Raw genomic sequence first — 13,159 nt, 5'->3', positions numbered from 1 at the left:
GCCGTCGCGGACACCCGCCCGGCCGGGCCGGGACGGCGGTCCCCCCGCGACGGGGGGACGGGTTCAGACGGCGTGGGCCGGCACAGGGGCGGTGAGGCGCATGCCCGCCGAGATCAGGGTCCTGCCGACACGGGCCCGCAGGTTCAGCGGGGTCCGCAGTCCGGTGGCGAGGCGGTGGGCGTCGGCCCGGGTGCGCAGTTCGGCGGCGTGGTGGCGGGCGAGCTGGGTCTCGATACGCATGGCGGTGCCCTTTCAATCCGTCTCGATGGGGAACAGGTGCGTGTGAATGCGTACTTGCTCGGTGCCGGCTCGGTCCGGCCCGGTGACCCGGTTCCGGTAGCCGTCGATCAGGGCGTGCATCTCGTGGACGAGTTCGGCGGCCAGCTCGGGGGTGAGCCGCAGGGTCGCGTCGCTCATGTCGCTCGCGCGGGCCCAGCCGTCGGACCAGGCGTCCCGGGTGCCGAGCCAGGCGGACAGCTCGCGGGCGTGGGTTCCGGCGATCTCGTGCAGGAAGGCCTCGGTCATCGCCCGCACCTCCGGGCCGGCGCCCTGGAAGTCGGCGCTGTCGAAGACCAGGCCCTGGTCCACCGCCCGCCACCAGCGCTCGCGCCCCTTGCCGTGCTCGGGTGCGTCCTCGACGAAGCCGTGGGACGCGAGCTGGCGCAGGTGATAGCTGGTGGCGCCGCTGGACTCGCCGAGCCGCTTACCCAGCTGGGAGGCAGTGGCCGGGCCGTGCACCCGCAGGGTGTCGAGCAGCTGCATCCTCAGCGGGTGGGCGAGCCCCCGCAACGAGCGGGCGTCCAGCCGGCGTCGTTTCCGTTCGTGGTGCTCCTCCGGCATGCATGCAAAGGTATCTATGCAAAGAGAGTTTTGCAAGGCCTTCTTTGTAAGTCGTGTGCGGGGTCGTCCCCGACCGCCCCGGGGTGCCGCCGTTGCCGCCCCGCGCCGGAGCCCCCCGGGGGGCTCAGCTTGCGGTCCGGTCCTCCGCCGCCTGCTGGACGAGCGGGATGATCCGCAGCGGCACCGGGTTCTCCATCACGATCGCCGTGGAGGCCCGGACGATGCCCTCGATCCCGACCACCCGGTCGATCACCCGCTGGAGATCGGCGTTCGAGCGGGCCACCAGCCGGCACAGCATGTCCCCCGTGCCGGTCGTCGTGTGCAGTTCCAGAACCTCCGGCACCGTCGCCAGGTGGGCCCGCACGTCGGTGCCCTGGCCCTGCCGGATCTGCAGCGTCGCGAACGCGGTGACCGGATAACCGAGGGCCGCCGGGTCGACCTGCGGGCCGAAACCGCGGATGACGCCGCTCGACTGGAGCCGGTCCAGGCGCGCCTGCACCGTCCCGCGGGCCACTCCGAGCCGCCGGGACATCTCCAGCACCCCGATCCGCGGCTCCTGCGCGAGGAGCACGATGATCCGGCCGTCCAGATGATCGATCGCCACATCAGCCTCCCGGAGCTGGGCATCCTGTACAGAAAGTCCGCCGAAGCGGGCGTACTGCTGGGCAGATTGCCCGGTCGACACGCAAACTATTGCGCACCTTGCCGACTGGTACCAGGCTGCGGCCATGACGCAGACCACACACCACACTCCCGACACGACCGCCCGGCAGGACGACCCCTTCCCGGTCAAGGGAATGGACGCGGTCGTCTTCGCCGTGGGCAACGCCAAGCAGGCGGCGCACTACTACTCCACCGCCTTCGGCATGAAGCTGGTCGCCTACTCCGGACCGGAGAACGGCAGCCGTGAGACCGCGAGCTACGTTCTGGAGAACGGCTCCGCCCGCTTCGTCCTCACCTCGGTCGTCAAGCCCGCCACCACCTGGGGCCACTTCCTCGCCCAGCACGTGGCCGAGCACGGCGACGGCGTCATCGACCTCGCCATCGAGGTCCCGGACGCCCGCCGCGCCTACGCCTACGCCATCGAGCACGGCGCGACGTCCGTCGCCGAGCCGTACGAGATGAAGGACGAGCACGGCACCGTCGTCCTCGCGGCGATCGCCACCTACGGCGAGACCCGCCACACCCTCGTCGAGCGCACCGGCTACGACGGCCCCTACCTGCCCGGGTACGTCGCCGCCGCCCCGATCGTCGAGCCGCCCGCCCAGCGCACGTTCCAGGCCGTCGACCACTGCGTCGGCAACGTCGAGCTCGGCCGCATGAACGAGTGGGTCGGCTTCTACAACAAGGTCATGGGCTTCACGAACATGAAGGAGTTCGTGGGCGACGACATCGCCACCGAGTACAGCGCGCTGATGTCGAAGGTCGTGGCCGACGGCACGCTCAAGGTCAAGTTCCCGATCAACGAGCCCGCCGTCGCCAAGAAGAAGTCCCAGATCGACGAGTACCTGGAGTTCTACGGCGGGGCCGGTGTCCAGCACATCGCGCTCAACACCAACGACATCGTGCAGACGGTCCGCACCATGCGTGCCGCCGGTGTGCAGTTCCTCGACACCCCGGACTCGTACTACGACACCCTCGGCGAGTGGGTCGGCGACACCCGCGTGCCGATCGAGACCCTGCGCGAGCTGAAGATCCTCGCCGACCGCGACGAGGACGGCTACCTGCTGCAGATCTTCACCAAGCCGGTCCAGGACAAGCCGACCGTCTTCTTCGAGCTCATCGAACGCCACGGCTCGATGGGCTTCGGCAAGGGCAACTTCAAGGCCCTGTTCGAGGCGATCGAGCGCGAGCAGGAGAGGCGCGGCAACCTGTAGACCGCACCGCCGCGATCAGCGCCCGGGCGGGTCCTCGACCGACGGCTCGCCCAGCGCCCGCAGCGTCTCCCGCGCGGCCCGCGCCTGCACCGGGGAGAAGTACGGGTTGATCCGCAGCGCCTCCTCCAGGTGCCTGCGGGCCGGCCCGTACCGGTCCAGCTCCCGCTCGATCACCCCCCGGTGATAGGCGTACGGCGCACTGCGCACCGTGCCGCCGTGCGCCCGGTCGGTGGCGATCGCCGCGTACCGCAGCGCCTCCTCGTCGGCCCCGGCCCGGTGCAGCGCCCAGCCCAGCGCGTCCGCGACCGCCGGGGCCGGCTGCCGCTTCCACTCGGCGCGCAGCATGCGCACCGCGAGCGCCGGATCCCCGTGGTCGGCCTCGAACCGGCCCAGCACCAGATCGCCGTCGACGCCCGCGGCCGAGTTCTGCCGCACCCGCGCCCGCAGCAGGTCGTACTGCACCCGCGCCGCGTCGGCCAGCCCCAGCGACTCGTACAGTTCGCCCAGCTCCAGCGCGTACTCCGGATCCGGGCGCTTGGCGAGCGCGATCCGGTAGGCGCTCAGCGCCTGCGACGTCCGCCCCAGCGCGGCCAGCACCCGCCCCTGACCGGCCTGCGCCGCCCGCTGGTCCGGATCGATGCGCACGGCCGCCCGGAAGTACCGCAGCGCATCCTCCCGGTCCCCGCGCTCCCAGGCCAGTTCACCGGCCCGCTCCAGGTAGGCCGCCCGCTCGGCGGGTCCCCGGGCCGCCGCCGCCGCGTCCGCCAGCGCCGCCGCCGCGTCCTCCCGCCGGCCGCTGTCCCGGTAGACGGCGGCGGCCGACGCCCGCACGGCCGGCCCGGAGCCCAGTTCCAGCATCCGGTCCAGGGCGCGCAGGACGGCCTTGTGGTCGCCCAGGCCGCCACAGGCCTCGATCAGCAGCGGGTAGGTCCGCCACCGCTCGGGCCGCTGCTTCAGCGCCGAGTCGGCGAAACCCCGCGCCGCCCGGAAGTCCCGGCGCGCGATCGCCAGCGCCGCCAGCCCGTCCAGCGCCTCGGGATTCGCCTTCGGCGCCGCCCGCAGCGAGGCGCGCAGCGCCTGCTCGGCCTCGGGGAAGGAGCCCGCCTCAGCGGTCCGCCGGCCCAGCTCCACGTAGGCGGTGCCGAGCAGCGCCCACGCCCCCGCGTCCTCCGGACGGCGGCGCACAACCGCCTCCTGCTCCTCGACCAGCACCGCGAGATCCGGCAGCGCGGCCGGTGCCCCGGCTGTCAGCGCCGCCCGCGCCTGGGCCCCTGCGGCCGGGACGGAGGGTCTCGTCGCGGACCGGTCCGGCGGCAGGCACATCAGCACCAGGCCGAGCACGAGGCAGCCCGCGAGCGACGCGATCAGTGCCCATCGCCGCCAGGCGCGGGGACGCGCGCCTTTCCCGTGCTTCCCGGCGTGCTGCTCGGCGCTGTTCTCCGTGGCACTGTTCTCCATGGCGCTCACTGTGCGTCACCACGGTCACCTCCCCCGGCATGCGGCGTCTGCCGTACACGGGGTTCACACCGATGGCCCCCGGTGCGAACCTGTGATCATGAGCCGTATCGAAGCGCCCCGCCCGGCGGGCACGGCAGGCAGCGGCACCCTCGTCGACCGGCTGCGGGCGGGCCTGCCCACGGAGGCCGTCCTGACCGACCCCGACGTCGCGGCCTCCTATGCCAACGACATGGCGAGCTTCTGCCCGGCCGGCACCCCGGCCGTGGTCGTCCTGCCTCGCACGGTGGAACAGGTCCAGCACGTCATGCGCACCGCCACCGGGTTGCGCGTGCCCGTCGTCCCGCAGGGCGCCCGCACCGGCCTGTCGGGCGGCGCCAACGCCTCCGACGGCTGCATCGTGCTGTCGCTGACCAGGATGCGGCGCATCCTGGAGATCGATCCGGTCGACCGCATCGCCGTCGTCGAACCGGGCGTCGTCAACGCCGACCTCTCCCGTGCCGTCCACGAACACGGCCTGTACTACCCGCCCGACCCCTCCAGCTGGGAGACCTGCACGATCGGCGGCAACATCGGCACCGCCTCGGGCGGCCTGTGCTGCGTGAAGTACGGCGTGACCGCCGAGTACGTGCTCGGCCTCGACGTCGTCCTGGCCGACGGCCGGCTGCTGTCGACCGGCCGCCGCACCGCCAAGGGCGTCGCCGGATACGACCTCACCCGCCTCTTCGTCGGCTCCGAGGGCTCCCTCGGCATCGTCGTGCGGGCGGTGCTGGCGCTGAGGCCGAAGCCTCCCGAGCAACTGGTGCTGGCCGCGGAGTTCCGGTCGGCGGCGGAGGCCTGCGACGCGGTGTGCCGCATCATGGCCGGCGGCCATGTCCCGTCCCTGCTGGAGCTGATGGACCGTACGACCGTCAAGGCCGTCAACGACCTCGCCCACATGGGCCTTCCCGAGACCACCGAGGCCCTCCTCCTGGCCGCCTTCGACACCCCCGACCCCGCCGCCGACCTCGCTGCCGTCGGCGCGCTGTGCGAGGCGGCCGGCGCCACCCAGGTCGTCCCCGCCGACGACGCGGCCGAGTCCGAGCTGCTCCTCCAGGCGCGCAGGTTGTCGCTGACCGCGCTGGAGGCCGTCAAGGGCACCACGATGATCGACGACGTGTGCGTGCCCCGCTCCCGGCTCGGCGACCTGCTGGAGGGGGTCGAACGCATCGCCGACGTCCACGGTCTGACCATCGGCGTGTGCGCGCACGCGGGTGACGGCAACACCCACCCGACGGTCTGCTTCGACGCGCAGGACCCCGACGAGTCGCGGCGCGCCCGCGAGTCCTTCGACGAGATCATGGCCCTCGGCCTGGAACTCGGCGGCACCATCACCGGCGAACACGGCGTGGGCGTGCTGAAGAAGGAGTGGCTGGCGCGCGAGATCGGGCCGGTCGGGGTGGATCTGCAACGGCAGATCAAGCAGGTCTTCGACCCACTCGGCCTGCTGAACCCCGGCAAGCTGTTCTGACCCGGGCGCGGGTCTCACCGGGCGAGCAGTTGGTCGAGCGCGTCGTCGATGCCGAGCTGCTCGCCCTCCGCGCCCGGCGGTACCACCCGCAGCGTCCGCTCCAGCCAGGCCGACACCTGCGGCGTCGGCGCTTCCAGCAGGGCGTCGCCGTCCGGCGAGGTCAGCGCCATCAGCACGACGCTGCGACCGTCCACCTTCGTCGGCCACACCCGCACGTCCCCGTGCCCGCACGGCCGGAACACCCCTTCCACCAGCAACTCGCGGGCGAACGTCCAGCGGACGGGGTGGTCGGAGTTGACGTGGAAGGTGACGTGCACGGCGTAGGGGTCGCCGGTGCGATAGCTGAGCCTGGCCGGAACCGGGACGCTCTGCTCCGGCGACAGGACGAGCTTCAGTTCCAGTTCGCGCTCGACCACGGTGTGCATGAGGTTCGGTCCTCTCGTCGGGGGCCCTCGGGCGGGCCCGTACGTGAAGAGAGAGGGCCGGGCCGGAAGCATTACGCGGGTTCCGAAAATTTTCCTCCCCGGTCGCGAAGACGGATGCACGCCGTTGCCCGGAAAGGAGTCGGTACTGACGGACGGGCAGTGGTGGCAGCGCTCGTCTGATAGATGTGGAGCCCCCCAACTCACCTCCGAGACAGATACGGGACGACGGACATGAGCGCCCCAACCCCGGCCCCCGGCGACGACAGGCCCCGCGAAGGGTATTACCCGGACCCGTCCATCCCCGGATACGTCCGCTACTGGAACGGCTCCGCCTGGGTACCGGGCACCAGCCGTCCGGCACCGACCGACGGCGAACCGCTCGCCCCGCCGCCCGGCGCGCGTCCCCCGCAGCCGGCGGCGCCGTCCGTGGAGGAGACCGGTCCGCACTTCTTCGACGAGGACCCGCGGTCGCAGCCCGCGGCCGAGGGGCAGCGCGGCACCCCTGCGGAACCCGCATCCGCCTGGGGCGCCGACCGCTCCCGCCAGTCCGGCTTCGGCGAGGAGCACCGCGTCTCCTGGGGCACCCCCGCCCAGGGAGCCGACCCGAGGGTCCCGGCGCCGTCACCCGGCCCCGCCCCGGCGGCCGACGGCGCCGCCCCCGCTCCGGGAACCGTCGTCTTCCGGCACCCTGCCGCCGCGCAGGGCGAACGCGACGAGGGCACCATGCTGTTCGGTCCTGCGGCCTCGCCGGGTCGGGGCGAGCCGGGGGGAACGGGCACGGCGGGCGCGGGCGGCACGGATCCGCGGGCCGCGGGCCCCGCGGGCGCGGGCTTCGGCACGCAGGGGCCGGTCCGCGCGGCCTCCGCGGGCACCCCGCAGGCCGGATCCGGGACTCCCGCCGCCGCGTCCGGGCCCGGTTTCGCCGCGGGAAAGGCCGCCGCCGACCGTGCGGCAGCCGCACAGAGCCAGGGCCGGGCACCGGGGCAGGGCGCGGCACCCGGGCCGGCGTCCGGGGCATCCGCCCCGGCCGCGTCCGGCCCGCCGTACGGCACCGGAGCCCCGGCGGGCGGGCCCGGTGCCGCCGCGTCCCGGGCCGCGACCGCCGCTCCGGGTGTGCCGCACCAGGCGGCGGCTCCCGCGGCGGACCCGGCGGCATCGGCCTCGGCCGCCCCGATCACCAGTGGCCCCGGTGGCGGCCAGGCCTCCTGGGCGCAGCAGGTCCACCGGCTGGCGGAAGCGGGCGAGCAGGAGCAGCCCGTCGCACCCTGGAAGCCCCCGGTCGACGACCCCTTCCTGGCGGCGGCCCGCCGCCAGGCCGCGGCCCGGCCCGCCGGGCTCGGCAGGCGGCTCGCCGCGCGGCTCGTGGACACCCTGGTCCTCGCGGCGGTCACCTCCGCCGCCGCGGTCCCGCTCGGCCTGCGCACCGTCGACCACGTCAACGAGAAGATCGACGCGGCCGAGCTGTCCGGACACACCGTCACGGTGTGGATCGTCGACGGCACCACGTCGGTCTACCTCGGCATCGTCCTCGCGGTGCTGCTGGTGGCCGGCGTCCTGGTGGAGGCACTGCCCACCGCCCGGTGGGGCCGCACCCTGGGGAAGAAGCTCCTCGGTCTCCAGGTGCAGGACATCGAGGGGCACGAGCCGCCGTCCTTCGGCGTGGCCCTGCGGCGCTGGCTGGTCTACAGCGTCCCCGGCCTGCTGGGCATCGGGCTCGTGGGCGTCGCGTGGTGCCTGTTCGACCGGCCGTGGCACCAGTGCTGGCACGACAAGGCCGCCCACACGTTCGTCGCGGGCTGACCCGATAGGCCGCACGGCCGGTCCGCCCGGTGCCCGATACTCCTTCCGGCCGCTCGCCGGATGCGGAGCCGGGGGGTTCGCGGTCGACTCGGCTCATGAGCACCGAACCGCCCCCCGGGTCCGGACAGCCGCCGGAAGACGACCCGTTCAGGAAGCAGTCCCCGTCCGGTCCCGGCCCGGGGCAGGGATCGGGCTCACCGTACGACACCCCGTCGGGCGGCGGCCCGTACGGCCAGGGACCGCCCCCCGGCGGCCCCTACGGCGGTGGCCCCTACGGCGCCGGTCCGCCCGGAGGCGCGGGCGGGCCCGCCGATCCGCTGGCCGGCATGCCCCCGCTGGCCGACAGCGGCAAGCGGACCCTCGCCCGCATCATCGACATGATCCTGGTCGGTGTCGTCGTCTGGCTGCTCACGTGGGGCTTCGGCGTCACCGAGTACACCGTGGACAGCAACACCATCCAGGTCGGAAAGTCGCTGGCGCAGGCCGTCGTCGCCGCGGTGCTCTACGTCGGCTACGACACGTTCCTGATCAGCAGGACGGGCCAGACGCTCGGCAAGAGGCTGCTCGGCATGCGGGTGGCCAATCTGGACGACGGCGCCACGCCCACCGTGCAGACCTCGCTGATCCGCGCCCTGGTGCTGTGGATCCCGTTCGCGTTCTGCTGTGCGTGCGTCTGGACGGCGATCGCGGGCGGCTGGAGCTTCTTCGACAAGCCCTACAAGCAGGGCCTGCACGACAAGGCGGCGAAGACGGTGGTGGTCGCCCTGACGTGACCCGGTCCGTCCCGGACGTGGAGTCAGGGGGCCACCGGCTGCCGTTCGTTCTGCTCGGCGGACGCGGTCGTCCCGTCCGGCGCGGGCGACTCGGACGCCGTGGAGGCCGCGGACGTCTCGGATGCCTCGGTCGCCTCGGGCGTCTTGGGCGCAGGGACCGTCATCGCGACGAGCAGACCCAGCGCGAGCGCCGCCACGGCGACGACCGCGACCGCGGGGCCCGAACTCGTCCGGGACAGCAGCAGCATGGCGAGCGTCGAGAAGACGACGGTGCAGGAACCGTAGGCGAGCTGTGCCACGGTCGGACGAGGCAGCGGACCAGGCATGGCAATCGTGTCCTCGGAAGCGGGGGTGTCTCGACTCTATTCGCGTGCATGCCCGAGCGGAACGAACGGTAAGCGTGACCTAACCAACAGGGCCGGTGCACGGGGGGCGCACGGAGTCACCGGCGAGTCACCGGGCGGACTGCGGGGGCTCGACGGGGGTTCCACGGTGGTTCGGGGGGAAGTTCACGGCGGGAGCCGGCGCGGGCCGGAGAAATTTTTCCGGGTCCCGGAGGCTCGACGGGGGAGTGTGGACGGGTCCCCGGAGGGGGAGTCAGGGGGGTATGTACGGGGGTGTCGGCCCCCTCGGGGGCCCTGGCCCGGCTGTCCGTAAAGCGGACGTCAGCTCCGCATAGTGCAATTGACCTGTGCAAGTCAAGGTCTGTCTTTTCTTCTAAACCTCTAGTCAAATGACGTCACTTGAACACACGCGCTGAACACGCGTGCGCGGTTCCCGCCATGACCAGGGCCCACCTCTGCCGCGCGCGCCGGTGCGGGGGAGGAACTCAAGTGACCAGTAGACCCTGGACGTTCAGAGCTGCGGCCATCGGTGTCGCGCTGGCTGCGGCGTCCGCGACGTTCTCCACGTTCGCCGCCGCCCAGGCCGCGGAGAACCCGCCGGCCCAGGCGCCGGCGGCGGACCGTCAGGACCCGCAGCCCGCACAGGCCAAGAAGCACGACTTCGACGGCCCGCTCAGCAAGACGCAGGAGGCGCAGCACGAAGAAGCCCTGAAGCAGGTCATATCCGGCAAGGCGGCCGTCAAGAACCGCGACGGTTCGAAGGTCGTCCAGCTCGACAGCCGTCACGGCAGGAGCAAGTACGTCGAGCTCGGCCGCGAGAGGACCGACAAGATCTTCACGATCCTGGTCGAGTTCGGTGACCAGATCGACAGCCGCTACGGCGGCACCCCCGGCCCGCTGCACAACCAGATCGCGCAGCCGGACCGTGCCACGAACAACAGCACCGCCTGGCAGGCGGACTACGACCAGAAGCACTTCCAGGACCTGTACTTCGGTACCGGCAAGGGCGTCGAGTCGCTGAAGAAGTACTACGAGAAGCAGTCCTCGGGCCGCTACTCGGTCGACGGCGAGGTCACCGACTGGGTCGAGATCCCCTACAACGAGGCCCGTTACGGTTCCAACGACGCCCCCACCGGCGCCTGGTACGCCGTCCAGGACGGCGTCAACGCCTGGGTCGCCCAGCGCGAGGCGGCCGGTGAGACCCCCGCCGAGATCAAGGCGGAGCTGTCCAAGTTCGACCAGTGGGACCGCTACGACTACGACGGCGACGGCAACTTCAACGAGCCCGACGGCTACATCGACCACTTCCAGCTGGTCCACGCCGGTGAGGACGAGTCCGCGGGCGGCGGCGCGCAGGGTGCCGACGCGATCTGGGCGCACCGCTGGTACGCCTTCGGCACCGACGCCGGATCCACCGGCCCGGACGCCAACAAGCTCGGCGGCACGCAGATCGGCGACAGCGGCATCTGGGTCGGTGACTACACCATCCAGCCGGAGAACGGCGGCCTGGGCGTCTACGCCCACGAGTACGGTCACGACCTCGGCCTGCCGGACGAGTACGACACCTCCGGCGGTGGCGAGAACGGCACCGGCTTCTGGACGCTGATGTCCTCCGGTTCCTGGCTGGGCACCGGCAAGGAGTCGATCGGCGACCTGCCCGGCGACATGAGCGCCTGGGACAAGCTCCAGCTCGGCTGGCTGAACTACGACACCGCCAAGGCGGGCAAGTACAGCCTGCACAAGGTCGGCGTCGCCGAGTACAACACCAAGAACCCGCAGGCCGTCGTGGTCTCGCTGCCGGAGAAGACGGTCACCACCGACGTCGTCGCCCCGGCGCAGGGTTCGATGCAGTGGTGGAGCGGCAGCGGTGACGACCTGCGCAACACCCTGACCCGCACGGTCGACCTGACCGGCAAGTCCTCCGCGAGCCTGACCCTCGACGGCTGGTGGGACATCGAGACCGACTACGACTACCTCTACACCGAGGTGTCGACGGACGGTGGCGCCACCTTCACGCCGATCGACGGCACCCTCGCCGACGGCACCGCCATCCCGCGCGACGGCAGCGACAAGCCGGCGCTCACCGGTACGGTGGACGCCTACCAGAAGCTGACGTTCCCGCTGGACGCCTACGCGGGCCAGAAGGTCCAGGTGCGCTTCCGCTACGCCACCGACGGCGGCGTGGCCCAGAAGGGCTTCGCGGCCGACGAGATCAGCGTGACCGCCGACGGTGCGGTCCTGTTCGCCGACGACGTCGAGTCCGCGGACTCGGCCTGGACGGCCAACGGCTTCTCCCGCATCGGCGCGTCCATCACGGACGACTACGCGCAGTACTACATCGCCGAGAACCGGCAGTACGTGTCGTACGACAAGACGCTGAAGACCGGCCCGTACAACTTCGGCTTCTCGTCGACCCGCCCCGACTGGGTGGAGCACTACCCGTACCAGAACGGTCTGCTGATCTGGAAGTGGGACACCTCCCAGGCGGACGACAACACCAGCGCGCACCCGGGTGAGGGCCTGATCCTTCCGGTCGACGCCCACCCGAACGCCCTGAAGTGGACCGACGGCACCCTGATGCGCAACCGCATCCAGTCCTACGACTCCACCTTCAGCTGGTACCGGACGGACGCGCTGACGCTCCACAAGGCCGACGTCGAGACCAAGGTCAAGTCGCAGCGCGGCGTCCCGGTCTTCGACGACGGCAGGTCGAGCTACTACGACGCGTCGAACCCGCTGGCCGGCGTCAAGGTCACTGACACCGACACCAGCATCCGGATCCTCTGGCAGCCGTGGAGCGGCTCGTCGATGACCCTGCTGGTCGGACCGTCGGCGAAGTAGTACACGTTTTCGCAGGTCAAGCGCGTATCGGCGGCAACCCCCTGGCGGGTTGCCGCCGATCGTGTTTAGGTGCGTCCTGTGGCTTCCTTATTGACACCGGTACGCACGGGGGTGTGACTGCATGGCCGCAGGAGGTTTCTGCAAGCTGCCGAACGGCAGTGTCGTGGTGGCGCTGAACCTGCCCAGCCCCGCCGCCGACGGCCCCGCCGGAGTGCGGGTCCTCGTCCTCGCCCAGAACCGGGCGCGCGCCCTGACCAGGCTGCGCAACCTGGGTCTGCGCGCGGTGTACCTGCGGGGCAACGCGGCCCCGCCGACGCCGGACGAGGTCACGGCGGTCCTGCATCACCCGGACGGCCTCATATGGCGCACGGACCCCGACCACGGCCTCGCCGCGCCCGAACTGGTGACCGAGCTGTGGCGTCCGATCAGGTCCCTGCTCAGGCGCCCCACGCCCCAGCCCTGAGGCCCGCGCCCCGCCGCCCGCATCCCACGGTCGGCCATCGGCGAGAGGCGGGACCCCCCCTTGAGGGGGAGGGGGTGTCACAGGACGACGGGCTTGCCCGAGAGCTCCACGCCGGCCTGGCGCATCTCCTCCAGCGCCGACTCGGTGGTCTCCTGGGCCACACCTGCGGTGAGGTCCAGCAGGACGTGGGTGCGGAAGCCCTCCTTCACGGCGTCGAGCGCGGTGGCCCGCACGCAGTGGTCCGCGGCGATCCCCACCACGTCCACCTCGTCGATCCCGCGCTCCTTGAGCCAGTCGGCGAGCGGGACACCGTTCTCGTCGGCTCCCTCGAAGCCGCTGTAGGCCGACGAGTAGGCACCCTTGTCGAAGACGGCGTCGATCGCGCCGGAGGCGACGGCGGGCGCGAAGTTCGGGTGGAAGCCCACCCCCTCGGTGCCCGCCACGCAGTGGGCGGGCCAGGAGCGGGCGTGGTCCGGGTTGTCGGCGAAGTGGCCGCCGGGCGCGATGTGGTGGTCGCGGGTCGCCACCACGTGCCGGTACGCGGGGGTCGCCTGCCCGATCAGCTCGGTGATCGCGGCGGCGACGTCGGCGCCGCCGGCCACCGCGAGGCTGCCCCCCTCGCAGAAGTCGTTCTGCACGTCTACGACGATCAAGGCGCGGCGCATGGTGGGTGTCCTTCGGCTATGGGGTCGGCGTGAAGGTGAAGGGGCCCGGCCGGTGAACTTCCGAGCCTATTGACTCCCGGGGCGGTTCGGGAGGGGGCATCAGGGGGCGTGAAAGGGGGCGCGTGCCCTTGTCCGCCCCCGCGGACCTGTCGTCGCCCTCCCGCCC

General features: G+C 72.2%; 13 protein-coding genes. 6 read left to right on the top strand and 7 right to left on the bottom strand.

The genetic code is table 11. The features are described from left to right. Positions 1–63 precede the first annotated feature (63 nt). From JS756_RS17465 to JS756_RS17455, 3 genes are all read right to left on the bottom strand, one after another. Positions 64–240, bottom strand: coding sequence for a hypothetical protein (locus JS756_RS17465; RefSeq protein WP_205384022.1), 177 nt, complete (start codon positions 238–240; stop codon positions 64–66). A gap of 12 nt (positions 241–252) precedes the next feature. Continuing rightward, positions 253–840 carry a winged helix-turn-helix domain-containing protein gene (locus JS756_RS17460; RefSeq protein ID WP_205384021.1) on the bottom strand — a complete coding sequence of 196 codons (588 nt, stop codon included), beginning with the start codon at positions 838–840 and terminating at the stop codon, positions 253–255. A gap of 124 nt (positions 841–964) precedes the next feature. After that, positions 965–1,444 (bottom strand): Lrp/AsnC family transcriptional regulator, encoded by a 480-nt coding sequence (locus tag JS756_RS17455; RefSeq protein WP_205384102.1) that lies wholly within the window; start codon positions 1,442–1,444, stop codon positions 965–967. 124 nt (positions 1,445–1,568) lie between these two features. Between JS756_RS17455 and hppD the strand changes: the two genes are divergently transcribed. After that, positions 1,569–2,717: a 4-hydroxyphenylpyruvate dioxygenase gene (hppD, locus tag JS756_RS17450; RefSeq protein ID WP_205384020.1), complete on the top strand. Its 1,149-nt coding sequence runs from the start codon at positions 1,569–1,571 to the stop codon at positions 2,715–2,717. Positions 2,718–2,732: 15 nt separating this feature from the next. Here the strand turns inward: hppD and JS756_RS17445 are convergent, their stop codons facing one another. Then, a complete protein-coding gene (locus JS756_RS17445) occupies positions 2,733–4,175 on the bottom strand; it encodes a tetratricopeptide repeat protein (protein ID WP_205384019.1) in 1,443 nt (480 codons plus the stop codon). A 91-nt stretch (positions 4,176–4,266) separates the two neighbouring features. Between JS756_RS17445 and JS756_RS17440 the strand changes: the two genes are divergently transcribed. Further along, positions 4,267–5,682 (top strand): FAD-binding oxidoreductase, encoded by a 1,416-nt coding sequence (locus JS756_RS17440; RefSeq protein WP_205384018.1) that lies wholly within the window; start codon positions 4,267–4,269, stop codon positions 5,680–5,682. A gap of 14 nt (positions 5,683–5,696) precedes the next feature. Here JS756_RS17440 and JS756_RS17435 read toward each other — a convergent pair whose 3' ends face one another. Next, positions 5,697–6,107, bottom strand: coding sequence for an SsgA family sporulation/cell division regulator (locus JS756_RS17435; protein ID WP_205384017.1), 411 nt, complete (start codon positions 6,105–6,107; stop codon positions 5,697–5,699). Positions 6,108–6,338: 231 nt separating this feature from the next. On the opposite strand from JS756_RS17435, the gene JS756_RS17430 reads away from it, so the two are divergent. Continuing rightward, positions 6,339–7,907: an RDD family protein gene (locus JS756_RS17430; protein WP_205384016.1), complete on the top strand. Its 1,569-nt coding sequence runs from the start codon at positions 6,339–6,341 to the stop codon at positions 7,905–7,907. Positions 7,908–8,002: 95 nt separating this feature from the next. After that, a complete protein-coding gene (locus tag JS756_RS17425; RefSeq protein ID WP_205384015.1) occupies positions 8,003–8,680 on the top strand; it encodes an RDD family protein in 678 nt (225 codons plus the stop codon). Between the two features lie 23 nt (positions 8,681–8,703). Here the strand turns inward: JS756_RS17425 and JS756_RS17420 are convergent, their stop codons facing one another. Then, positions 8,704–8,994 (bottom strand): hypothetical protein, encoded by a 291-nt coding sequence (locus tag JS756_RS17420; RefSeq protein ID WP_205384101.1) that lies wholly within the window; start codon positions 8,992–8,994, stop codon positions 8,704–8,706. 519 nt (positions 8,995–9,513) lie between these two features. Here JS756_RS17420 and JS756_RS17415 point away from each other — a divergent pair. Both JS756_RS17415 and JS756_RS17410 read left to right on the top strand, forming a co-directional pair. Then, positions 9,514–11,865, top strand: coding sequence for an immune inhibitor A domain-containing protein (locus tag JS756_RS17415; RefSeq protein ID WP_205384014.1), 2,352 nt, complete (start codon positions 9,514–9,516; stop codon positions 11,863–11,865). A gap of 121 nt (positions 11,866–11,986) precedes the next feature. Next, positions 11,987–12,328 carry a hypothetical protein gene (locus JS756_RS17410; protein ID WP_205384013.1) on the top strand — a complete coding sequence of 114 codons (342 nt, stop codon included), beginning with the start codon at positions 11,987–11,989 and terminating at the stop codon, positions 12,326–12,328. 77 nt (positions 12,329–12,405) lie between these two features. On the opposite strand, the gene JS756_RS17405 is transcribed toward JS756_RS17410, so the two are convergent. Beyond that, on the bottom strand, positions 12,406–12,993 hold the full coding sequence (locus JS756_RS17405; protein ID WP_205384012.1) for an isochorismatase family protein: 588 nt from the start codon (positions 12,991–12,993) through the stop codon (positions 12,406–12,408). Positions 12,994–13,159: the final 166 nt, after the last annotated feature.

It is taken from the genome of Streptomyces actuosus, assembly GCF_016921115.1.
Taxonomy (GTDB): Bacteria; Actinomycetota; Actinomycetes; order Streptomycetales; family Streptomycetaceae; genus Streptomyces; species Streptomyces actuosus_A.
Note: the sequence above shows the minus strand (reverse complement) of the source record. Positions and strands in the feature narration are given on the sequence as shown.